The organism is Ruegeria sp. SAZD011 (genome assembly GCF_059612545.1).
In genome coordinates this window covers 105,576-126,333 of the sequence record NZ_JBXWQU010000040.1, presented here as the reverse complement: position 1 = coordinate 126,333, position 20,758 = coordinate 105,576, and the positions used below count along the sequence as shown (strand labels likewise).

Annotated in this window: 19 protein-coding genes; 10 read left to right on the top strand and 9 right to left on the bottom strand. The window is 65.0% G+C overall.

Annotated features, from left to right (window positions below; all coding sequences use genetic code 11):
• Window positions 1-51: 51 nt before the first annotated feature.
• Both AC2FLM_RS20030 and rarD read left to right on the top strand, forming a co-directional pair.
• A complete protein-coding gene (locus AC2FLM_RS20030; RefSeq protein WP_496859659.1) occupies window positions 52-2,502 on the top strand; it encodes a GcvT family protein in 2,451 nt (816 codons plus the stop codon).
• A gap of 203 nt (window positions 2,503-2,705) precedes the next feature.
• Entirely contained in the window at window positions 2,706-3,605 is a 900-nt protein-coding gene (gene rarD, locus AC2FLM_RS20025) for an EamA family transporter RarD (RefSeq protein WP_234167535.1), read from the top strand.
• Here the strand turns inward: rarD and AC2FLM_RS20020 are convergent.
• Both AC2FLM_RS20020 and AC2FLM_RS20015 read right to left on the bottom strand, forming a co-directional pair.
• A complete protein-coding gene (locus AC2FLM_RS20020) occupies window positions 3,563-4,213 on the bottom strand; it encodes an SGNH/GDSL hydrolase family protein (protein WP_496859657.1) in 651 nt (216 codons plus the stop codon). The genes rarD and AC2FLM_RS20020 overlap by 43 nt on opposite strands.
• An 83-nt stretch (window positions 4,214-4,296) precedes the next feature.
• Window positions 4,297-4,707, bottom strand: a complete 411-nt coding sequence (locus AC2FLM_RS20015; RefSeq protein WP_234138478.1) for a nuclear transport factor 2 family protein — start codon at window positions 4,705-4,707, stop codon at window positions 4,297-4,299.
• Window positions 4,708-4,810: 103 nt separating this feature from the next.
• Here AC2FLM_RS20015 and AC2FLM_RS20010 point away from each other — a divergent pair, with 103 nt between their 5' ends.
• Entirely contained in the window at window positions 4,811-5,458 is a 648-nt protein-coding gene (locus tag AC2FLM_RS20010; protein ID WP_496859656.1) for an RluA family pseudouridine synthase, read from the top strand.
• An 85-nt stretch (window positions 5,459-5,543) separates the two neighbouring features.
• Here the strand turns inward: AC2FLM_RS20010 and AC2FLM_RS20005 are convergent, their stop codons facing one another.
• Window positions 5,544-6,389: an alpha-1,2-fucosyltransferase gene (locus AC2FLM_RS20005; RefSeq protein ID WP_496859655.1), complete on the bottom strand. Its 846-nt coding sequence runs from the start codon at window positions 6,387-6,389 to the stop codon at window positions 5,544-5,546.
• A gap of 258 nt (window positions 6,390-6,647) precedes the next feature.
• On the opposite strand from AC2FLM_RS20005, the gene AC2FLM_RS20000 reads away from it, so the two are divergent.
• From AC2FLM_RS20000 to AC2FLM_RS19990, 3 genes are all read left to right on the top strand, one after another.
• A complete protein-coding gene (locus tag AC2FLM_RS20000) occupies window positions 6,648-7,082 on the top strand; it encodes a glyoxalase superfamily protein (RefSeq protein ID WP_496859654.1) in 435 nt (144 codons plus the stop codon).
• Window positions 7,083-7,295: 213 nt separating this feature from the next.
• Complete coding sequence (pnp, locus tag AC2FLM_RS19995; RefSeq protein ID WP_496859653.1) at window positions 7,296-9,440, top strand: polyribonucleotide nucleotidyltransferase; 2,145 nt, start codon at window positions 7,296-7,298, stop codon at window positions 9,438-9,440.
• Window positions 9,441-9,537: 97 nt separating this feature from the next.
• Window positions 9,538-10,248: a glycosyltransferase family 25 protein gene (locus AC2FLM_RS19990; protein WP_496859652.1), complete on the top strand. Its 711-nt coding sequence runs from the start codon at window positions 9,538-9,540 to the stop codon at window positions 10,246-10,248.
• A 7-nt stretch (window positions 10,249-10,255) separates the two neighbouring features.
• Here the strand turns inward: AC2FLM_RS19990 and AC2FLM_RS19985 are convergent, their stop codons facing one another.
• A complete protein-coding gene (locus AC2FLM_RS19985; protein ID WP_496859650.1) occupies window positions 10,256-10,912 on the bottom strand; it encodes an FkbM family methyltransferase in 657 nt (218 codons plus the stop codon).
• A 55-nt stretch (window positions 10,913-10,967) separates the two neighbouring features.
• Window positions 10,968-11,621, bottom strand: a complete 654-nt coding sequence (locus AC2FLM_RS19980) for a peroxiredoxin (protein WP_234220211.1) — start codon at window positions 11,619-11,621, stop codon at window positions 10,968-10,970.
• Window positions 11,622-11,843: 222 nt separating this feature from the next.
• On the opposite strand from AC2FLM_RS19980, the gene AC2FLM_RS19975 reads away from it, so the two are divergent.
• Window positions 11,844-13,283 (top strand): aldehyde dehydrogenase family protein, encoded by a 1,440-nt coding sequence (locus tag AC2FLM_RS19975; protein WP_496859649.1) that lies wholly within the window; start codon window positions 11,844-11,846, stop codon window positions 13,281-13,283.
• Between the two features lie 156 nt (window positions 13,284-13,439).
• Here the strand turns inward: AC2FLM_RS19975 and tmpB are convergent, their stop codons facing one another.
• Window positions 13,440-14,030, bottom strand: coding sequence for a (R)-1-hydroxy-2-trimethylaminoethylphosphonate oxygenase (gene tmpB / locus AC2FLM_RS19970; protein WP_496859648.1), 591 nt, complete (start codon window positions 14,028-14,030; stop codon window positions 13,440-13,442).
• A complete protein-coding gene (gene tmpA, locus AC2FLM_RS19965) occupies window positions 14,027-15,163 on the bottom strand; it encodes a 2-trimethylaminoethylphosphonate dioxygenase (protein ID WP_496859647.1) in 1,137 nt (378 codons plus the stop codon). Before tmpA ends, tmpB begins: the two co-directional genes overlap by 4 nt.
• A 100-nt stretch (window positions 15,164-15,263) precedes the next feature.
• Between tmpA and AC2FLM_RS19960 the strand changes: the two genes are divergently transcribed.
• A complete protein-coding gene (locus AC2FLM_RS19960; RefSeq protein ID WP_496859646.1) occupies window positions 15,264-16,127 on the top strand; it encodes a LysR family transcriptional regulator in 864 nt (287 codons plus the stop codon).
• On the opposite strand, the gene AC2FLM_RS19955 is transcribed toward AC2FLM_RS19960, so the two are convergent.
• Both AC2FLM_RS19955 and AC2FLM_RS19950 read right to left on the bottom strand, forming a co-directional pair.
• Complete coding sequence (locus AC2FLM_RS19955; RefSeq protein ID WP_496859645.1) at window positions 16,124-17,296, bottom strand: benzoate/H(+) symporter BenE family transporter; 1,173 nt, start codon at window positions 17,294-17,296, stop codon at window positions 16,124-16,126. The two genes, AC2FLM_RS19960 and AC2FLM_RS19955, sit on opposite strands and share 4 nt — an antisense overlap.
• Window positions 17,297-17,384: 88 nt before the next feature.
• Window positions 17,385-17,567, bottom strand: a complete 183-nt coding sequence (locus AC2FLM_RS19950) for a DUF1674 domain-containing protein (protein WP_234144378.1) — start codon at window positions 17,565-17,567, stop codon at window positions 17,385-17,387.
• A gap of 94 nt (window positions 17,568-17,661) precedes the next feature.
• On the opposite strand from AC2FLM_RS19950, the gene AC2FLM_RS19945 reads away from it, so the two are divergent.
• Together AC2FLM_RS19945 and AC2FLM_RS19940 are read left to right on the top strand one after the other, a co-directional pair.
• On the top strand, window positions 17,662-18,933 hold the full coding sequence (locus AC2FLM_RS19945) for an RsmB/NOP family class I SAM-dependent RNA methyltransferase (protein WP_496859644.1): 1,272 nt from the start codon (window positions 17,662-17,664) through the stop codon (window positions 18,931-18,933).
• A gap of 69 nt (window positions 18,934-19,002) precedes the next feature.
• Window positions 19,003-20,742: a heparinase II/III family protein gene (locus tag AC2FLM_RS19940; RefSeq protein ID WP_496859642.1), complete on the top strand. Its 1,740-nt coding sequence runs from the start codon at window positions 19,003-19,005 to the stop codon at window positions 20,740-20,742.
• Window positions 20,743-20,758: the final 16 nt, after the last annotated feature.

Sequence of the window (20,758 nt, the reverse complement as noted above, 5' to 3'; positions counted from 1 at the left end):
TGTCGCCCGCCCGTGGCATTGTCGGGCAAATCGAAAGTTGTGGAGACATATATGGCTGATCTTCCCACCCAGGCCCGCGTGGTCATCATCGGCGGCGGCGTCGTCGGCTGCTCGGTCGCCTATCACCTGACCAAGCTCGGCTGGAAAGACGTCGTTCTGCTCGAACGCAAGCAGTTGACCTCGGGCACCACCTGGCATGCCGCGGGCCTTATCGGCCAGCTGCGTGCCAGCTCGAACATGACCAAGCTCGCCCGGTACTCGGCCGAGCTCTATATGGGGCTCGAGGCCGAGACCGGCGTTGCCACCGGCATGCGGCAGGTGGGCTCCGTCTCGGTCGCGCTCACGGGCGAACGGCTGGAAGAGCTTTACCGCAACGCCGCCATGGCCCGCGCCTTTGGCGTCCCGGTCGAGGAACTGTCGCCTGCCGAGGTCAAGGAGCGCTATCAGCACATCAACCTCGACGGTGTCACCGGCGGTGTCTGGCTGCCGACCGACGGGCAGGCCGACCCGGCCAATATCGCGCTGGCGCTGGCCAAGGGCGCGCGTCAGCGCGGCGCCGTGGTCAAGGAACGGATCAAGGTGACCGGCATCGCCAAAGCGGGCCGCCGGGTCACCGGCGTCGACTGGATCAGCGACGATGGCTCCGAACAGGGTCATATCGCCTGCGAGATGATCGTGAACTGTGCCGGTATGTGGGGCCATCAGGTGGGCCGCATGGCGGGCATCAACGTGCCTCTGCAGGCCTGCGAACATTTCTACATCGTCTCGGAACCCATCCAGGGCCTGACCCAGATGCCCGTCCTGCGCGTTCCCGACGAATGCGCCTATTACAAGGAAGACGCCGGCAAGATGATGCTGGGCGCGTTCGAGCCGAAATCGAAACCCTGGGGCATGGACGGCATCCCCGACACATTCGAATTCGACCAGCTGCCCGAGGATTTCGACCATTTCGAACCCATCCTCGAGGCCGCCGTGAACCGCATGCCGATGCTGGGCAGCGCGGGTATCCACACCTTCTTCAACGGACCCGAAAGCTTTACCCCCGACGACGCCTATCACCTTGGCCTTGCGCCCGAGATGGACAACGTCTGGGTCGCCGCCGGGTTCAACTCGATCGGGATCCAGTCGGCGGGCGGCGCGGGCCATGCGCTCAGCCAGTGGATGGACAGCGGCGAGAAACCCTTTGACCTCGGCGATGTCGACATCGCCCGCATGCAGCCCTTTCAGGGCAACAAGCGCTATCTCGTCGAACGCTCGACCGAGACGCTGGGCCTGCTCTATGCCGATCACTTCCCCTACCGGCAGAAAGCCACCTCGCGCGGGGTGCGCCGCACCCCGTTCCATGAGCATCTGAAAGCAAATGGCGCAGTATTCGGCGAACTGGCGGGCTGGGAGCGCGCCAACTGGTACGCGCGCCCGGATCAGGAACGCGAATACCGCTACAGCTGGCGGCGGCAGAACTTCTTCGACAACGTGGCCGAGGAGCACAGGGCGATCCGCACCGGGCTGGGCATGTATGACATGTCCTCCTTCGGCAAGATCCGCGTCGAAGGGCCGGACGCCACCGCCTATCTGAACCATATCGCGGGCGGTCAGTTCGACGTGCCGGTGGGCCGCATCGTCTATACCCAGTTCCTGAACGCGCGCGGCGGGATCGAGGCCGACGTCACCGTCACCCGCCTGAGCGAGACCGCCTATCTGGTCGTCACCCCTGCGGCCACCCGCTATGCCGACCAGACCCGGATGATGCGCCTTGTGGGAGACTTCAGCGTGGTGATCACCGATGTGACCGCGGGCGAGGGCGTGCTGGCGGTGATGGGCCCCAAGGCGCGCGAGTTGATGGCGCGGGTCAGCCCGAACGACTTCTCGAACGATGTGAATCCCTTTGGCACCGCGCAGGAAATCGAACTGGGCATGGGCCTCGCCCGCGTCCACCGCGTGACGTACGTCGGTGAACTCGGGTGGGAGATCTACGTCTCCTCCGACATGGCGGGGCATGCGTTTGAAACCCTGTTCGAGGCGGGCCAGGACCTGGGCCTGAAACTCTGCGGCATGCATGTGATGGATTGCTGCCGGATCGAAAAGGCGTTCCGCCATTTCGGCCATGACATCACGCCCGAGGATCACGTGCTGGAGGCTGGGCTGGGCTTTGCGGTCAAGACCGACAAGCCCGATTTCATCGGCCGTGACGCGGTGCTGCGCAAGAAAGACGAGGGGCTTAAAACCCGTATGGTCCAGTTCCGCCTGACCGACCCCGAACCGCTGCTCTATCACAACGAGCCGCTGCTCAGGGACGGGCAGATCGTCGGCTACCTGAGTTCCGGCGCCTACGGCCACCATCTGGGCGGTGCCATCGGCATGGGCTATGTCCCCTGCGAAGGCGAAAGCGCGGCGGATGTTTTGGCCTCGACCTACGAGATCGACGTGATGGGCACCCGCGTGCGCGCCGAGGCCGCGCTCGCCCCGATGTATGATCCGAAATCCGAGCGGGTGAAGGTCTAGCGGGTTACCAAAAGGAGCGCCTGCGGCGCGCTTTGTTGGTGCCGCGCGTTCCGCGCGGGGTGCGAGGCGCTGCCTCGCGCTCCGGGATATTTCGGGCAAGAGGAAGGGACGATATCACGGGTGTTGATGGGTCGGTTCACCGATTAGAGGCTTTCCTTTCCCGCCGTGCCTGTTCACAACGTGCGGGCAGAGGAGAATGCGAGATGAGCGATCACCGGCCCGAGAATGTGGATACGCCCAAAGGGCTGGTGCTGGCGATCACCGCCTATCTGTTGTGGGGGTTTCTGCCTCTGTACATGAAGGCCTTGGCGCATGTTCCGTCAGTCGAAGTGGTGGCGCATCGGGTGATCTGGTCGGTGCCGGTGGCCGGGGCGCTGCTGGTGGCGCTGGGGCGCACCCGCGATCTGCGTGCGGCACTGCGCAATCCGCGCATGCTGGGCATGGCCTGCCTGACGGCAGCGCTGATCTCGGTCAACTGGGCGATCTATGTCTGGTCGATCGCCAATGGCCGGGCGTTGGATGCCGCGCTGGGGTACTACATCAATCCGCTGTTCAGCATCGCGCTGGCGGGGCTGTTCCTGGGAGAGCGGCTGAGCCGGGCGCAGATGGGTGCCATCCTGCTGGCCGCGGCAGGGGTGGCTGTTTTGATCGCTCAAGCGGGAGAATTGCCCTGGGTGGCGCTGGGCCTGACCTTCAGCTGGGGGTTTTATGCCTTGTTCAAGCGGTCGCTGCCGATCGGTCCCAATCAGGGGTTCCTGCTCGAAGTGTTGATCCTGTCGCCCTTTGCGCTCGCCTACGTGGTCTGGATCACGGCGCAGGGGCAGGGGCATTTCGGCGGTTTCGGAGGAGACAGCCTTTTGTTGGCCGGGGCCGGTGTGGTGACGGCGGTGCCGCTTCTGTTTTATGCAAATGGGGCCAAGCTGGTGCGTCTGTCTACCATGGGTATCCTGCAATATATTGCGCCCACGATGATCTTTGTCACAGCTGTTGCGCTGTTCGGCGAGGAGATCGACCGCGCGCGCATGATTGCTTTTCCGATGATCTGGGCCGCGCTGGTGATCTATTCCGTCCCGATGCTGCGGCAGATGCGGCGCGCGGCCTGATCGCGGATCAGACCGGCCAGCCCCTCGGCCCACCGATCATAGGCCAGCGGGCTGGGATGATAGCCGTCGCGGGCGGCCATTGCCGGATCGGGTGGAATGACGGGATGGTGATACACCGCCTTGGGGTGATGCGCCGCGACCTGTTGCAAGGCGCGGTCGAGCCGCCGGGCCTGAGCACCCAGTATCCAGGCAAGCGGTTGCGGCAGGGCCGGAAACAAGGCCATGTCCGGTACCGCAGTGACAATGACCACCTGCGCCCCGAGCGGGCCCGTCAGATGATCCAGCAGTGCCGCCTGACGCCGGGCGAAGCTGCGCGCACTCGACCCGCGTGTGGTGTCGTTCACTCCCAGCGCCGTGACTGCGATGTCAAACGGTCCGGTCAGCCGGACCAACCGGTCCAGCGTGTCGCGGGTGGTGTGGCCTGTTGTCGCCTCGAGCCGCCAGTCGAGCGTATATTCCAGGGCGAGCCGCGCCACCAGCCGGCCGCTCAGTGCCTCGGCCTGGGTTGTGGCGCCGACCCCGGCGGCCGAACTGTCGCCCGCGATCAGCAGCCGCAACTGGGGGCCACTGCCCGCCGTGCCGGCGCGCGAACCTGCGGGTTCGGGCAAGAGCTGCGCCTTGCGCCGTACCGCCAGTCCCTGTGCGGCCAGAACCGGCAGCAGGGGCAGGCGCAGGATCTGGTCGATCCCGATCAGCTGAGCGCCTCGCGATACTTGAGGAAACGCGCATCGGTCATCACCCGCGCGTTCATCGCGTCGCGCAGGGCGCCGATGGTCTTGTACGGGCGCATGACCACTTCGAATTCCTGGATCAGCCCGGCGTCGTTGAGGGTAATCAGGTCGACGCCGACAGCGTCCAGATCACCAACCTTGCACTGAAACTCCAGCGCCCAATCCTTGCCCTCGCCCATGACGCGGCGATAGCGGAACTCGGAAAACACCTGTCCGACATGGCCCAGAACCGCGGCGACCGGGTCGCGACCGGTCCAGGTCTTGTAATAGGTCGGCGGCAGGAAGCGAACATCCTCGGCCAGCAGGGCGTGGATCAGGCTCTCGTCGCCCTTGGCCACCACCTCTTGCATCCGTGCGATCGTGGGGTGCATCTGCGTTCTCCTCTCGATGGTTTGGCCGCAGCCTTGCGCCACCTGACCGGCGGCGCAAGCACGACGTTGCGAGAGGCCGTCGTCTGCGCTAGGGCATGCGGTCATGGACGACAACTACACTCCCCCACAAGACCCGCTGGACGTTATCCACGAGGATGCCGAACTGATCGTGGTGAACAAGCCCGCCGGGCTGTTGTCGGTGCCGGGGCGGGGTGCGCATCTGGCCGATTGCCTGCTGTCACGGGTGCAGGCGGGATTTCCCGGTGCGCTGCTGGTGCACAGGCTCGACCGGGATACATCGGGGGTTATGGTCTTTGCCCAGACGCCGCATGCCCAGCGCTACCTCGGTCGTCAGTTCGAAGAACGCAAGACCCGCAAGACCTATGTGGCGCGGCTTTGGGGCAAGCTTGAACCCAAGACAGGCACCGTCGATCTGCCGCTGATCGTCGACTGGCCGAACCGCCCGCGCCAGATGGTGTGTCACGAGACAGGTAAACCCGCCGTGACCGATTGGCGGGTCCTGCGATACGAAGGCGATACCACCCGCGTGCGCCTGTTTCCGCGCACCGGGCGGTCGCATCAGCTGCGGGTGCATTGCCAGGCGCTGGGTCACCCGATCCTGGGCGATCCGTTCTATGCCACGGGCGCCGCGCAGGCGTTTCCGCGACTGATGCTGCATTCCGAGGAGTTGCGCCTCAAGCACCCGGAAAGCGGCCGTTCGATGACGTTTCGCGCACCCGCGCCCTTCTGAACGACCGTACTTCCCTTCACTTTGCCGCAAATACTCCGGGGGGTGCAGGGGGGCAGCGCCCCCCGCCGCGGCGTTTGCTATATGCTCAAACCTCGATCTTCAGCCAGTTGGGCGGCAGGATGTCGGGGTTATGCAGCTTCGGATTGCCGAACCAGCGGGCCGGGCCGGCTACCCGCTTGTCCGGGTTTGCGTTCAGCCATGCCGCCCACCACGAGAACGAGGAGTTGCCGATGATATTGTGGCGGCACAGACTCATCAGGCGCATGTCCTCGAAATCGGTCTCGGGTCCGTTGAAATCCACCACCACCTTTTGCACCGGCAGCGGCAGGTTGTCCCGCGCCCAGCCGGGATCGTCCGAAAAGACAAAGACAACCGGATTGCCCGCGACCCCCTCAAGGATCCGGGTCAGCGCGGCCTCGTAGTAGCGCTGGTCGCACAGTGCATGGGCGGCCAGCGCCACGTAGTCCCCCCGCCGCACATGCAGCGAGATTGCAGGGCATTCGCCGATCCGCGCGGCCATTTCCGCGTTTTGGCTGTTGGAAAAAGCGGGAAAGGTGAAATCGGCGCGGATGCGGTCGGCGATATGAGCGAAATAACGTTCCGACTGCCAATACCCGTGCAGATAGCTGCCGTCGCCCCACCCCTCGATCGCCGGGTTGTAGCCCAGCCCGCGCTCGCGCCGGAACCTGGGCGCCAGACCCAGCAGCCGCCAGGCGCTATAACGAAGGAAGCCGTCGCCTTTGAGCGGCGGCAGGCAGTCCGGTCGGGCCAGGTCGAGTTCGAAGGCACGGGTCAACACCCCTTCGCCACGCGCCTCGGCCAGCCGGGTGTCCAGCGCAACCTGCGTGCCCAGACGCGCGGCCAGACCGCGCGCGGCGGCATATTGGAACATCTGGTTGCCAAGGCGGCCGTGCAGGCGGGTGGTGATCATGAATACGAACTTCTATGTTTCGGCACTTAGTAAAGAAATCGTGAGGCGTTGTGTAGGTTCAAACGCCTTCCAGAGCGGTGTTGTTGACAGGCCGGGGTCCCCTACCTATCTATCCGCCAGGTTCGGGTTCCCTGCCGCTCGCGGCCATTTGGCCATGGTGAAACCCGCTTGATCACGATCCTTGCCCTTTTCCGGCGCTTGGATGGCAATGCGAGCCCCGTCCGTTTTGATGCGCCCGTTCTGGAAAACGAGGCAAAGATGACACATAGAATACCCGCCGCGCCCATCGAGGCATACAAGGCGCAGGCCCGTCGCCTGCGCGACGATCTGCACGCTGCGGGAACCCCGATCAGCCATTCGCGCGCGCTTGAACTCGTGGCACACCAACACGGTGTCCGCGACTGGAACACGCTGGTGGCCGAAGCCGGCAACCGGCTGCATTTCAGCGTCGGTGACCGGGTGTCCGGCGAGTATCTGGGCCAACCCTTCACCGCCGAGATCCGGGGCCTGTCCGTGCTGGGCGATGGTGGCCACCGCCGCATCACGTTGCATTTCGACCAACCGGTCGATGTGGTCCGGTTCGACAGTTTCTCGGCCCTGCGCCAACGGGTCAGTGGCGAGATCGGATGGGATGGCCGGTCGAGCCGGCGCACCTCGGACGGCCAGCCGCAACTGATCGTGCGCCCGGCCTGACCTTGACGACACCGAGGCGCGCGCCGCATCCCGTGGCGCGCGCCATTCCTCTTTCATTCCGGTCCAAACTCCTGTATGGGCGCAAAATCTGAGACGTGGTGCCCGGACCCCGGCACCGTGAAGGAAATGATAACGGGGTCGGCGGCAATGGGGCCGCCATTGAAACGGGAGACCCGGGATACGCCTGGGAGTGCTCCCATCTAGGATACGCACATGTTTGATGTAACGACGAAATCGATGCAGTGGGGCGAGGAAACGCTGACACTGGAGTCGGGCAAGATTGCCCGTCAGGCCGACGGTTCGGTGGTCGCCACCCTGGGCGAGACCCGCGTGATGGCCAACGTGACCTTTGCCCGCGAGCAAAAGCCGGGCCAGGACTTCTTTCCCCTTACGGTCCACTATCAGGAAAAATACTATGCCGCCGGCAAGGTGCCGGGCGGTTTCTTCAAGCGCGAGGCGCGCCCGACCGAAAAGGAAACGCTGACCGCGCGCCTGATCGACCGGCCGATCCGCCCGCTGTTCGTGCCGGGCTTCAAGAACGAAGTGCTGGTGATGTGCACCGTGCTTTCGCACGACCTCGTCAACGATCCCGATATCGTTGCGATGATCGCTGCCTCGGCCGCGCTGACCATCTCGGGCGTGCCGTTCATGGGCCCGATCGCAGGCTGCCGCGTCGGCTATGTCGATGGCGAATATGTCCTGAACCCGACCGTCGACGACATGCAGGACCTGCGCCTGAACCCCGAACAGCGTCTGGACCTGGTTGTTGCCGGGACCAAGGACGCCGTGATGATGGTGGAATCGGAGGCCTATGAACTGACCGAGGCCGAGATGCTGGGCGCCGTGACCTTTGCGCATGAGCAGATCCAGCCGGTGGTCGACCTGATCATCGCCTTTGCCGAGCAGTGCGCCAAGGAACCGTTCGACTTTACCCCGCCGGACTATTCCGACCTCTACGCCGCTGTCAAAGCCGCCGGTGAAGAGCAGATGCGCGCCGCTTTCGCGATCACCGACAAGCAGGAGCGTACCGCGGCCGTTGCCGCCGCGCGCGAGGCCATCAAGGCCGCCCTGACCGAGGAGCAGGTCGCAGACAGCAACCTCGGCTCGGCCCTGAAGAAGCTCGAAGCCGGCATCCTGCGTGGCGACGTGGTCAAGGGTGGCAAGCGGATCGACGGCCGTGACACCACCACCGTGCGCCCGATCGTAGCCGAAACCGGCCTGCTTCCGCGGACCCACGGTTCGGCCCTGTTCACCCGGGGCGAGACCCAGGGTCTGGTCGTGACCACGCTGGGCACCGGCGACGATGAACAGTTCATCGACGCGCTGCACGGCAATTTCAAATCGAACTTCCTGCTGCATTACAACTTCCCCCCCTACTCGGTGGGCGAGGTTGGCCGCGTGGGTTCGCCCGGCCGTCGTGAGATCGGTCATGGCAAACTGGCCTGGCGTGCGCTGCAGGCGGTGCTGCCGGCGCCGACCGACTTCCCCTATACCATCCGCGTGGTGTCCGAGATCACCGAGTCCAACGGCTCGTCCTCGATGGCATCGGTCTGCGGCGGGTCGCTGTCGATGATGGATGCGGGCGTGCCGCTGAAATCCGCCGTTGCCGGTGTGGCCATGGGCCTGATCCTGGAGGACGACGGGTCCTATGCGGTTCTGACCGACATCCTGGGTGACGAAGACCACCTGGGCGACATGGACTTCAAGGTGGCGGGTACCGAAAACGGCATCACCTCGCTGCAGATGGACATCAAGGTTGCGGGCATCACGCCCGAGATCATGGAGAAAGCCCTGTCGCAAGCCAAGGATGGGCGGATGCACATCCTGGGCGAGATGAACAAGGCGCTGTCGGGCGCTGCCGACTTCTCGGTCCATGCACCGCGCATCGAGACCATGCAGATCCCCACCGACAAGATCCGCGAAGTGATCGGTTCCGGCGGCAAGGTGATCCGCGAGATCGTCGAAGTGTCGGGCGCCAAGGTCGATATCAACGACGATGGCATCATCAAGATCGCCTCGCCCAACGGCGACTCGATCAAGAAGGCCTATGACATGATCTGGTCCATCGTGGCCGAACCCGAAGAGGGTCAGATCTATACCGGTAAAGTCGTGAAGATCGTCGATTTCGGCGCCTTCGTGAACTTCTTTGGCAAGCGCGACGGCCTGGTGCACGTGTCCCAGATCGAAAACCGCCGCCTGAACCATCCTTCGGACGTTCTGAAGGAAGGTCAGGAAGTGAAGGTCAAGCTCTTGGGCTTTGACGATCGCGGCAAGGTGCGCCTGTCGATGAAGGTTGTCGATCAGGAAACCGGCGAAGAGATCGTGCCGGAAAAGAAAGAGACCTCTGAGGCGGAATAAGCCTCTGGTCTTGCACAGACGGAAAGGCCCGGACATCCTGTCTGGGCCTTTTCCATTCGGGCCGCGCGTTGGACAGGCGGCGACAGGGAGGTCCGGCATGGATCCGATCGGTTTCGTCATTCATCTGGAACGCGCCAAGGACCGGCGCGCGCAGGCCGAGGCGCTGGTGGCGGAGCTGCCCTATGCCGTGCTTCTGCCTGCGGTCGATGGTGCGGCACTGGCACCGGAGGCGCGGGACCGGGCCTTTCGACCGGGGCTGTTGAAACCCGCCTATCCCTTTGATCTGCGCCCGGGCGAGATCGGCTGTTTCCTCAGCCATCGTGCCGCCTGGGCCCGGTTGGTCAAGAGCGAAGCAGAGGCTGCACTGATCATCGAGGATGACATGGCGTTGGAGGCAGGGTTTGGTGATGCGCTGGCGCTGGCGCAGCGCCATGTGGCGCAGATGGGCTATATCCAGTTCCAGACCCGCACCCTGACCGCGCCCGCGATAGATCAGCAAGGGCAATCCGTGTTGATGCAGCCCGATCTGACACCGCTGCGCACCTCGGGCCAGCTGGTAGCGCGCTGGGCGGCGGAACGGCTGCTGGCCCTGACCGAACCGTTTGACCGGCCGGTGGACACGTTCCTGCAGATGCACTGGCATACCGGGTTGCGACTGGGGGTGATCAGCCCGTCGGGCCTGAGCGACCGGACCGGGGCCATCGGCGGCAGCACCATCGGTGCGAAAAAGAGCCTGACCGAGCGGCTGATCCGCGAATGGCATCGCGCACGCTATCGCGCAGCGGTGCGGCGCTTGTCACGCGGCTGAAGGCGCCTTAGCGCAGGCGCCATTCCTCCCATATGAACGGATAGCACCAGGCGCAGTCATGGGTTTCCTCCAGCCGCGCGCAGATCGCCGCGCGGGTGTCGATCAGCGCCGGTTCGAACAGGTGAAACTGCACCTGAAGCCGCGCGATGCGGGGCATCAGCCCGCTCTCCAGCAGGGCGGGCAGCAGATCGTATTCTCCGCCTTCGATATTGACCTTCATCAGATCGACCCGGTCCAGCCCCAGCTTGGCAAAGACTGCGCCGACAGGACGCACCGGCGCCGTGAGCGCGCCACCCTGACCGCCAAAGGCCGAGGAGGCATCGCCATCGTCACTGAGCGTCAGGGTGCCCTCGGCCCCGCCCATGGCAAAATCATGAACCGATACATTCGGCCGGTCGGCGTATTTCGCCCTCAGCGTATCGGCAAATCGGGGGTGAGGTTCGAACACATGTACCCGCGCCTTGGGCTGAACGGACAGGATCAGATCAGCCCAGCCACCCTCGAACCCGCCGACATCCAGAACCACCGCTTCGGGGGCAAGATCGTCATAGGTGTGAAACCGCGTCTTCAACGCATTGTCGGCGCGCCAGGCCTTGAGCCCGGCATAGTGCTCGGCCTTCCAGGGGTTGCGGCGCAGGTCGAGCCAGCGTTTCAAAGAGGCCATCGCAAAGGTCTTTCTATCGTTGACGGGCGCGGGTCACCCCGCGCCCGCGATGGGCTTAGCCCGGGTTCTTTGCAAACCGCAGATAAGGCAGTTTGATGTCCAGTGCACCGTATTTTTCTTCGGCAGCGGCATTGTCCAGCGCCAGCGCGACGATCACGTCCTGCCCGGTTTCCCAGTTGGCCGGGGTGGCCAGCGGCTGCTGATAGGTGCGCTGAAGCCCGTCAAGCGCGCGCAGCACCTCGGCAAAGTTGCGCCCGACCGACATCGGATATGTCATCGACAGTTGCAGCTTCTTGTCGGGGCTGATGATGAAGACCGAGCGCACCGTGGCGCTGTCGGCGGGGGTGCGGCCATCGGGCAGATAGGCGTCGGCGGGCAGCATGTCAAAGGCCTTGGACACTGCCAGCCCTTCGTCGGCGATGATCGGAAAGCCGGCGCTGGTGCCGGCAAAGCTCTCGATATCGCCCTTCCATTTCTTGTGATCCTCGACCCCGTCGACCGAGACGCCGATCACTTTGGTGTTGCGCTTGGCCCATTCATCGGCCAGTTGCGCCACGGCGCCGAATTCGGTGGTGCAGACCGGGGTAAAATCCTTGGGATGCGAGAACAGGATGGCCCAGCTGTCGCCGATCCAGTCATGGAACGCGATGCGCCCCTTGTCGGTATCGGCCTCGAAATTGGGAACGATATCGTTGATGCGCAAACCCATGGGGGATCTCCTTTGCTGTGAGTGCGAGTCAGTCGCGACCAATCTAGCGATTGGCCCGCCCGGATACACCACCCGCGACAAGGTGCCGCCACAAGAAATCTGCGGGACGGCAAAATTTGATCAAATTTTGCGACCACCCCTTGCCGCGCGCTGTCTTGAGTGACACAGTGGCCCCGATTCCCGACCGCCCGGTCGAAAACCGTCTGATCAGGAGAGGCAGACATGATCGAAAAGCGTGAGTTCTACATCAACGGCGCCTGGGTTGCGCCTGCCGTCAGCAATGATTTCCAGGTCGTCAACCCGTCGACCGAAGAGCCTTGTGCCGTCATCTCCCTCGGCTCCGAGGCAGATACCAATGCCGCCGTCGCCGCCGCCAAGGCGGCGCTGCCGGGATGGATGGCAACCCCCGTCGCCGAGCGGATCGCCTTGGTTGAAAAGCTGATCGAGATCTACCAGTCCCGTGGCGAGGAACTGGCGCAGGCGATGTCGCTGGAAATGGGCGCGCCCATCGACATGTCGCGCAGCCAGCAGGTGGGCGCGGGCACGTGGCACCTGAAGAACTTCATCCGTGCCGCCAAGGCGTTTCAGTTCGAGCGCCCGTTGGGCGATCATGCCCCCAATGACCGGATCATCTACGAGGCGGTGGGCGTCACGGCGCTGATCACGCCCTGGAACTGGCCGATGAACCAGGTCACGCTCAAGGTCGGCGCCGCCGCCATCGCGGGCTGCACCATGGTTCTGAAACCCTCCGAGCAAAGCCCGCTCAACGCGATGATCTTTGCCGAGATGATGGACGAGGCCGGCTTCCCGCCGGGTGTGTTCAACCTGGTGAACGGCGATGGCGTGGGTGTCGGCTCGCAGCTTTCGTCGCATCCCGATATCGACATGGTCAGCTTCACAGGCTCGACGCGCGCGGGCACCGCGATTTCCAAGGCGGCAGCCGATACGCTCAAGAAAGTGCATCTGGAACTGGGCGGCAAGGGCGCCAACGTGATCTTTGCCGATGCCGATGACAAGGCGGTCAAGCGCGGCGTGCTGCACATGATGAACAATACCGGCCAGAGCTGTAACGCGCCCAGCCGCATGCTGGTGCAACGCCCGATCTACGACCAGGCGGTCGAAACTGCCGCCGAAGTGGCCAGCAAGGTCACCGTGGGCAACGCGTTGGACGAAGGCCGCCATATCGGCCCGGTGGTGAACGAGTTGCAATGGTCCAAGATCCAGGACCTCATCCAGAAGGGCATCGACGAAGGCGCCCGCCTGGTCGCGGGCGGTACCGGTCGGCCCGAGGGGCTGAACAAGGGTTACTACGTGCGCCCCACCGTGTTCGCCGATGCCAATAACCAGATGACCATCGCACGAGAGGAGATCTTTGGCCCGGTTCTGACCATGATCCCCTTCGATACCGAGGAAGAGGCGATCGAGATCGCCAATGACACGCCCTATGGGTTGACCAACTATGTCCAGACGCAGGACGCCGCCCGCGCAAACCGCATGGCGCGCGCGCTGCGTTCGGGCATGGTCGAGATGAACGGCCAATCCCGCTCTGCTGGCTCGCCCTTTGGCGGCATGAAACAATCCGGCAACGGGCGCGAGGGTGGCGTCTGGGGGCTGGAAGACTTCCTTGAGGTCAAGGCGGTCGGCGGCTGGGCCGCCGAGTAGACCGCAGTATAACATGCCTTCGCCCGCGCGGGTCTTTGCCGTGCGGGCGGGAGCCTCCGGCGGGAGTATTTGCAAACCAGAAAGAAGCAGGAGCGTTTTTGCTTCTTTCTGGTCGGAAATGCTCCGGGGGTCTGGGGGCTGGTCCCCAGCTCCGTCCTATGATCCCGGCAGATGCCGGTCGACCATACGCTGAACCATCGGCGCGAAATGGTCGAAATCGGGGGTTTCCATATCGGCTCGCTTGCCGGCCTCGTCCAGATAGCGGACCTGAATGATTGCTTCGATGTTCGGGTTCCTTTCGAACTCGGCCACCTCTTCGGTACTCATCGGCCCGCCCTGCAACTCCAGCGTATGGACCGAGGCGGGGGACAGGCGCGCGAAATACGCGGGCTTGGTGGCGCAGAGATAGCGTTTCGCGGCCACATGGTACTTCACGCAATCGGTTATCACCGGGGGAAAGAACGGTGCCAGCACCGCCTCGCCCGCATCCTCGTGATGGCGGTCCTCGGTGTCGTCGGGATGATAGGTGCCGAATTCCGATGTGAAATGCCCGATATCATGCAAGAGCGCGCCGACGATGATCTCTTCGGGCAGGCCGTTCTGTTCGGCGATGGTGGCGCCTTGCAGCATGTGTTGGGCCATGGTCACCGGCTCTCCCAGATATTCCTCGCCGCCGCGGCGGGCGAAGATATCAACAAGGAACGCGACGATGTTGTCGCGGTTGAGAGTTGTGAAATCAGGGTTCATTCCGCGGCCTCCGGCGCGGCGGCCTCCATTGCGGCGAGGGTCGAGAGGAGCCCGTCCTTGTCGGCGTAACACCCTTGCAGCCAGCGCGACCCGGCGCCCGAATAGCCGGTGCGCGCATGCAGGACACGGGTGTTGTCGACGATGAAGCTCTCGCCCGGTTCCAGCTTGAACGCGACCCCCATCGCCGGGTCGTCGATGAACTCGGCCAATTGACGATAGGCGGCGTAATAGGCCTCCATCCTGTCAAAAGGGATATCCACGAAGGGGGCAGAGGAGCGGTTGTTGAACCGGATCGCCACCAGTTGCCCATCGGGGGACAGTTCGATCATCGGACGGCGCGCCCGCAGGCAGACCCCGTCCGCTCCCTTGTATTCGAACCGGGCCGGATAGCCTGCAAGCAGCGCGAACCCCTCGGGGTTTGCATCGCGCAACCTTTCTGCCGCGCGAAAGCCGTCAACCACGATACTGTCGCCGCCCTCGGCGCTGTTCTCCAGGCAGTAGAGGATTTGCAGCGTCGGCACCGGATCGCGATAGGGGTTGTCGGTATGAGCCTGAAGGCCCAGCCCGGTATAGGCGAGGTTGGTGGGGTTCACCTCGGTCCGCACCTCGAAATAGCGGCCATAATTGGTCTCGCGCACATAACCGAAGAGATCGGCCACCTTGAGCAGCGCGCCGGGTTCGGTGGGCCCACCAGTCAACCGGGCAAAGCCGAATTCGGCCACTGCCGCCAGCCAGTCGCGCTTGACCGCTGGATTGGCATGCACGGCGGTCCAGTCGGCGCCGGGTGCGGCGATGCCGTTTTGCCAGGTGGTGATGCCGGGGGCGGTCCATCCGATCGGGTGATCCTGATCTCGGTCATAGGCATGGGCGGCCAGCCAGTCTGCCGGAAATGTGACGGTCTTGTTCTCGGGCAAGAAGGTGACCGACAGCGCGTCCCCTGCAAGCGCGGCCGCGCCGATGCTAAGATCGGCGGGAATGTCGCCGATGGTGATCAGGCGCTGGCCATTGCCGGGCGCGCGGGTCGTTGGGTCCAGTGCGTTGTCGCGCAGCCAGACGGCGTGAAACCGCGCGGTGGCGCCATCGGCAAATTCCAGCGTGACGATTTGGTCGGTATGGGTGACCTGGCGCAGCATGAGGCCTCTCCTTTGTCGCATATTTGCTGGCTTGAGAGATAGCGCGCCAAATGGCATCAAGATAGTTATCCCTTCTTTTGGCTTAGGGTTAGAAATATCTATGGGAAAAACACGCATCGGCTTGCCACCGCTCGACTGGTTGCGGGTGTTTGAAGCTGCTGGCAGGCTGGGCGGCTTCTCGGCGGCGGCGCGGGAATTCGGGTTGACGCAGGCAGCGGTCAGCCAGCGGATCGGCAATCTAGAGGCCTGGCTGGGCCGGGCGCTGTTTGTGCGCGGACCGCGCGGGGTAACGCTGACGGTCGAGGGCGAAAGCTATCTGCCGCTGGTGCAGGAAAGCCTTTCGGCGCTGGCCCGCAGCACCGAGGACCTGTTCGGCACCGCGCCGACCGAGTTGCGGGTGGCGGGCCTTGCCTCGCATATCGAGGCGCTGGTGTTGCCGCGCGCGGCGGCATTTCTGGCGGCGCATCCCGGAGTGCGGTTGATGAGTGATTCCGCCGCCCGCCGCGCCGGTCTGGACGAAGAACGGACCTGGTTGCAAATCCGGTTCGGACGTGGTGCCTGGCCCGGGCGCGAGGCGCTGCTGATCGCGCCCGAGATACTGGCGCCGATGGCGGCGCCGGGGCAGGGCTGGGATGCGGGTATCATCGACCTGCGCGGAGAGCGGCCCGGCTGGCGCGACTGGGCGCGCCTGACCGGAGCCATGCCCGAGGTGCAGGCGCGGTTGAGCGTCGATTCCATGGGACATGCGCTGGTGGCCGCCGAACAGGGGATCGGGGTGGCTTTGGGCTCGCTACCGCTGGCGCGCGCGGCGCTGGGTGCAGGCCGACTCTGCCTGCTGGACGCGCCTCGGATACCGACGCGTGACGGGTATTGGCTGACCTGGCCCAGCGATCGCCTGACCGCGCGGCGTCAGCGCGCTCTGGTCGAGGGGCTTCTTGCTGTTCTGAGTAGAGAGGGAGGCTAGACACGCATGGGCCGCAACCGGTCCGATATCGCCTGCATCAAACCGCCGATCACCAAGCCCCAGACGGCGGCGTTGAGCCCAAGGATGGTGATGCCCGACGCGGTGATCAGAAAGGTGGCGGCGGCGGCCTGCCGATAATCGGGCTCTTCCAGCGCCGCCAGCGTCGAGCCGGCAAAGACACCCAGCAGCGCCACGCCCGCAACGGTTCCCAGAACCAGCGCGGGGGTCAGTGCCGCAAATCCGGCGATGACCCCGGCAAAGAGGCCCAGCACGCAATAGAACAGCCCGCCCATGACAGCCGACCAATAACGTTGTGCGCTGTCCGGGTGGCTCTCTTCGTTGGCGCACATGGCGGCGGTGATTGCTGCCAGACAGGTGGCCGGAGACCCGAAGGGTGCGGATAGTACGCTGGCGAGACCGACCCCGGTTACCAGAGGCGCCGGGCGCGGCTGATAGCCATAGGCGCGCAGCACCGCCAGGCCGGGTACGTTCTGGGTCGCCATGGTGACGATGAAAAGCGGCAGCGCGATATTGGTCAGCGCCTCCAGCGAAAAGACCGGGGTGACCCAGACCGGCGCGGCAATCAGCGTTTCTGGCGCCGGAATGTCAAAGCCCGCGTTGACGGTGACGACCAGCGCCCCGGCGACCACAGCGGCGGGCACTGCAAAGGGGCGGCTGATCTGGCTGACCATGAACCAGGTCAGCAGGATCGGCAGGGCGAGAAAAGGTATCTCTGCCAATGCCTGAAACGGGCGCAGGCAAAGCGAGAACAGCACCCCCGCCAGCATCGCCTGGGCGATGGGACCGGGGATTGCGGCGGTCAAGCGGCTGAGCGGACGCCACCAGGCCGCGATCACGGTCAATGCGCCCGCCAATATGAACCCGGCCACAGCTCCGCCGAACCCATCCTCGGGCATCGCCGACACCGCCAGCAACGCGGCGCCCGGCGTGGACCACGCGACCGAGACGGGCGACTTGGTCCATAGGCTCAGCACTATCCCGGTGAGGCCCATCGAGAGCGCCGCGAACATCAGACCCGAGGCCGCTTGCGCAGTATCCGCGCCAACCCCTGCCAGACCCTGCAAGACGATCGGAAACGAACTGAAAAAACCGACGATAGCCACGACGAGGCCGGTCGAGACGGTTTGCATCGGAGGTCTGGAGGTCATGGAAACTCTCTGTCGCCCTTTGGGCCAATCTTGCCTTGCGTCAGAGAGTGCGGTCTGGGTCGCCGGGTTGCAACCCGGAACGCGCTGGTCAGAAGTCGATGGCGATGCCCTTTTTCTCCCAGTCGCCGTAACGGGCCGGGTCCGGTCCGTCGCGCCCTCCCAGCTCCTTGGGCAGCGGCTTGGCCTCGGCCTCGGCCTTGCGGCGGCGTTCCTCGGCCTCGGCGAGGGCGCGTTGGGCGGCGGGGGGCAGGTCTGTGCGCGGCTCGCTCATGGCTTTGCTGTTCCTTTCGGTCTGGTATCCTGATACACGCCCGCGTCCGCCCTTGGCAATGCGGGCGGATGGTCACAACCGGACGAGGCACCCCATGGCGGACAGCGCGACCCAGGCGCGGCAGAGCGCGATCTATCTGCTCGACCAGATTTTGGGCGAGGGACGGCTGTTGTCCGAATGCCTCGGCGCCGGGGCGCTGGACCGGTTGCCGCCCGAGGAACGCGCCCGCGCCCAGCGGCTGACGCTTGACACCTTGCGTGGGTTGGAACGTGCCGACCGGCTGTTGAAACCGCATCTGCAAAAGGCGCCGCCGCTGAGTGTGCGCAATGCGCTGCGGTTGGGGACGGTTGAACTGGCCCATGGGGCCGCCGCGCATGGCGTGGTGCATTCCATGGTCGAGATTGTCGGCCGCTCGCGCCGGCACGGGCGGCTCAAGGGGCTCGTCAACGCGGTACTGCGCAAGGTGGCCGCTGATGCGCCAGCTAACTGGGCGCGGCTGCGGGTGCCGCGCCTGCCGCGCTGGTTGCGCGATCCGCTGGTTCAGGCTTGGGGCGCACCTGCCGTCGCGGCGATGGAGGCGGCGCATTTCGCGGGCGCTCCACTTGACCTGACGTTGAAACCCGGAGCATCCGCGCCGAGCGGAGAGGTGCTGCCGACCGGGTCGGTCCGTCTGCATGAGGCGGGGCAGGTCTCGGCCCTGCCGGGCTTTGCCGCCGGAGACTGGTGGGTGCAGGATGCCGCCGCCGCGCTGCCGGTGCGGCTGCTCGATCCGCAACCGGGCGAGACCGTGCTGGACCTGTGTGCCGCGCCGGGCGGCAAGACGATGCAACTGGCCGCCGCGGGGGCGTGGGTCACCGCGCTCGATATCTCCGAAGGGCGGATGGCCCGCGTGCGCGAAAACCTTGCCCGCACTGGCCTGAGTGCCGAAACGGTGGTGGGCGACGCGCTGGAACAGGGCGGTCAATATGATGCGGTGCTGCTGGACGCGCCCTGTTCGGCCACCGGCACCATCCGCCGTCACCCCGATCTGCCGCTGGCCAAGGACGGTTCCGAATTCGGCGCGCTGATCGAGTTGCAGGCGCAGATGATCGCCCATGCCTGGACCCTGGTCAAACCCGGCGGGCGCATGGTGTTCTGTACCTGCTCGCTGTTGCCGGACGAGGGCGAGGTGCAGGTTGAAGAGGCACTGACGCTTTATCCCGATATGACCGTTGACCGCGCCGCGCTGGACCTGCCGGGCATCGACCCCGCTTGGATCACCGAAGAGGGCGGTCTGCGCCTGCGCCCCGATTACTGGTCCGAAAGGGGCGGTATGGACGGGTTCTACGTGGCGGTTCTGCGCAAGGCGGCCGACGGTCCGGAATAACCGGTGACTTGCGGCGCCGGTGCCGCTATCCTCCGCCACAAACGCCAAAGAGCGTGAGAGGCAGAGCGTATGTCCGGTTCGCATAACATGGCCAGCAGATGGGCGCGGTTCCAGAACCGTCTTTACGCGCGTGTCAGCCAGCGGCACAAATCGGTGCGCGCCTTTGTCTCGCAGCCCGAACCCCGCACCATCGGGTCTTATGCGCGCGGGCGGCAGCTGGTGGCGGGCAATCTGCTGTTTGCCGGTTATCTGGTCGAATCCCAAAGCAGCGGCCTGTGGGAGGTCGCGGCGCCCAATGGCGCCTTTGACGACGAGCGTCAGGGCTTTGCCTGGCTCGACGATCTCGCCGCCGTGGGCGACGTGCGAGCGCGCGAAAAGGCGCAGCGCTGGCTGTGGGGCTGGATCGAGGCGCATGGGCGCGGGCGCGGTTCCGGCTGGACACCCGAGCTGACCGGACGCCGCGTCATCCGCTGGATCAACCACGCTCCGTTCCTGCTTCGCGGCGTCGAGCCCGAGCAAAGCCATGCTTTCTTTCGCTCGCTGGGACAGCAGACCTGGTTCCTGTCGAAACGCTGGCCCGGCGCCAAGCCGGGTCTGGGCCGGTTCGAGGCGCTGACAGGGGTTATCTATGCGGCTCTGGCGCTGGAAGGGTTGGAGGAACTGGCCGACCCGGCGGTGCGGGCGCTGGCGCGCGATTGCAACAACCAGATCGACAAGGAGGGCGGGCTGCCTACCCGCAACCCCGAGGAGTTGCTGGAGGTGTTCACCCTGCTTAGCTGGGCCACCGCAGCGCTGCACGAGGCAGGGCGCGGCGCGCCGCATGCGCAGACCGAGGCAATCGAGCGGATCGCACCGACCCTGCGCGCCTTGCGCCATGCGGATGGGCAACTGGGTCGTTTTCATGGCGGCGGGCGCGGGCTTGAAGGGCGGTTGGATCACGCACTGGCGGCCAGCGGCGTAAAGCCGGTCCATGCCGAGGGGCTGTCGATGGGCTATGCGCGCCTGTCGGGTGGGCGCACCAGTGTCATCGTCGATGCCAGCGTGCCGCCGCGCGGCGCCGCCTCCTATAACGCGCATGCCTCGACCCTGGCGTTCGAGCTGACCTCAGGGCGCCGCCCGCTGATCGTCAATTGCGGCTCGGGCATCAGTTTCGGGGTGGAATGGCGCCGGGCCGGACGGGCCACGCCGTCCCATTCCACCCTCTGCCTCGATGGGTTCTCGAGCGCGCGCCTGGCCGACCCTGAACGTGGCACCGGGCTGGAGGCACTGATCGAAGGCCCGACACAAGTGCCGGTTGAGATCTCGGAGATGACGGATGGTATCCGCTTTCAGGGTGGCCATGATGGCTATGCCAAGGTGTTCGGCCTGACCCATGCCCGAACGCTGGAACTGAGCCATGACGGGCGCGGCCTGGCAGGCGAGGACATGCTGCTGGCGATGGACGATGCCGCCAAGCGCCGGTTTGACAAGGCGATGGATGCTTCGGTGCTGGCAGGGGTCGGATTCGACCTGCGCCTGCATCTGCACCCTGAGGTGGACGCGGCGGTCGATCTGGGGGGCGCGGCGGTGTCGATGGCCCTCAAAAGCGGCGAGATCTGGGTTTTCCGCCATGATGGCAAATATAAATTGTCATTGGAGCCAAGTGTTTATCTTGAAAAGACCCGCCTGAAGCCGCGCGCGACAAAACAGATCGTTCTATCCGGGCGCGCAATGGAGTATGCGACCCGCATCCGGTGGACGCTGAGCAAAGCGCAGGACACCGCGATTGCCATTCGCGACCTGAACCGGGACGAGCCCGAATTCGACTGATCCGCATAAGGACCCC

Excerpts from the sequence above, each read along its gene's own strand:
- rarD (WP_234167535.1), top strand. The coding sequence starts at position 2,706 with ATGAGCGATCACCGGCCCGAGAATGTGGATACGCCCAAAGGGCTGGTG.
- AC2FLM_RS19990 (WP_496859652.1), top strand. The coding sequence starts at position 9,538 with ATGGATCCGATCGGTTTCGTCATTCATCTGGAACGCGCCAAGGACCGG.
- AC2FLM_RS20015 (WP_234138478.1), bottom strand. The coding sequence starts at position 4,707 with ATGCACCCCACGATCGCACGGATGCAAGAGGTGGTGGCCAAGGGCGAC.
- AC2FLM_RS19940 (WP_496859642.1), top strand. The coding sequence starts at position 19,003 with ATGTCCGGTTCGCATAACATGGCCAGCAGATGGGCGCGGTTCCAGAAC.
- tmpB (WP_496859648.1), bottom strand. The coding sequence starts at position 14,030 with ATGAACCCTGATTTCACAACTCTCAACCGCGACAACATCGTCGCGTTC.
- AC2FLM_RS20000 (WP_496859654.1), top strand. The coding sequence starts at position 6,648 with ATGACACATAGAATACCCGCCGCGCCCATCGAGGCATACAAGGCGCAG.
- AC2FLM_RS19955 (WP_496859645.1), bottom strand. The coding sequence starts at position 17,296 with ATGACCTCCAGACCTCCGATGCAAACCGTCTCGACCGGCCTCGTCGTG.
- AC2FLM_RS20005 (WP_496859655.1), bottom strand. The coding sequence starts at position 6,389 with ATGATCACCACCCGCCTGCACGGCCGCCTTGGCAACCAGATGTTCCAA.
- AC2FLM_RS20010 (WP_496859656.1), top strand. The coding sequence starts at position 4,811 with ATGGACGACAACTACACTCCCCCACAAGACCCGCTGGACGTTATCCAC.
- AC2FLM_RS19975 (WP_496859649.1), top strand. The coding sequence starts at position 11,844 with ATGATCGAAAAGCGTGAGTTCTACATCAACGGCGCCTGGGTTGCGCCT.
- AC2FLM_RS19950 (WP_234144378.1), bottom strand. The coding sequence starts at position 17,567 with ATGAGCGAGCCGCGCACAGACCTGCCCCCCGCCGCCCAACGCGCCCTC.
- AC2FLM_RS19980 (WP_234220211.1), bottom strand. The coding sequence starts at position 11,621 with ATGGGTTTGCGCATCAACGATATCGTTCCCAATTTCGAGGCCGATACC.
- AC2FLM_RS19985 (WP_496859650.1), bottom strand. The coding sequence starts at position 10,912 with ATGGCCTCTTTGAAACGCTGGCTCGACCTGCGCCGCAACCCCTGGAAG.
- AC2FLM_RS19960 (WP_496859646.1), top strand. The coding sequence starts at position 15,264 with ATGGGAAAAACACGCATCGGCTTGCCACCGCTCGACTGGTTGCGGGTG.
- tmpA (WP_496859647.1), bottom strand. The coding sequence starts at position 15,163 with ATGCTGCGCCAGGTCACCCATACCGACCAAATCGTCACGCTGGAATTT.
- AC2FLM_RS19945 (WP_496859644.1), top strand. The coding sequence starts at position 17,662 with ATGGCGGACAGCGCGACCCAGGCGCGGCAGAGCGCGATCTATCTGCTC.
- AC2FLM_RS20030 (WP_496859659.1), top strand. The coding sequence starts at position 52 with ATGGCTGATCTTCCCACCCAGGCCCGCGTGGTCATCATCGGCGGCGGC.
- pnp (WP_496859653.1), top strand. The coding sequence starts at position 7,296 with ATGTTTGATGTAACGACGAAATCGATGCAGTGGGGCGAGGAAACGCTG.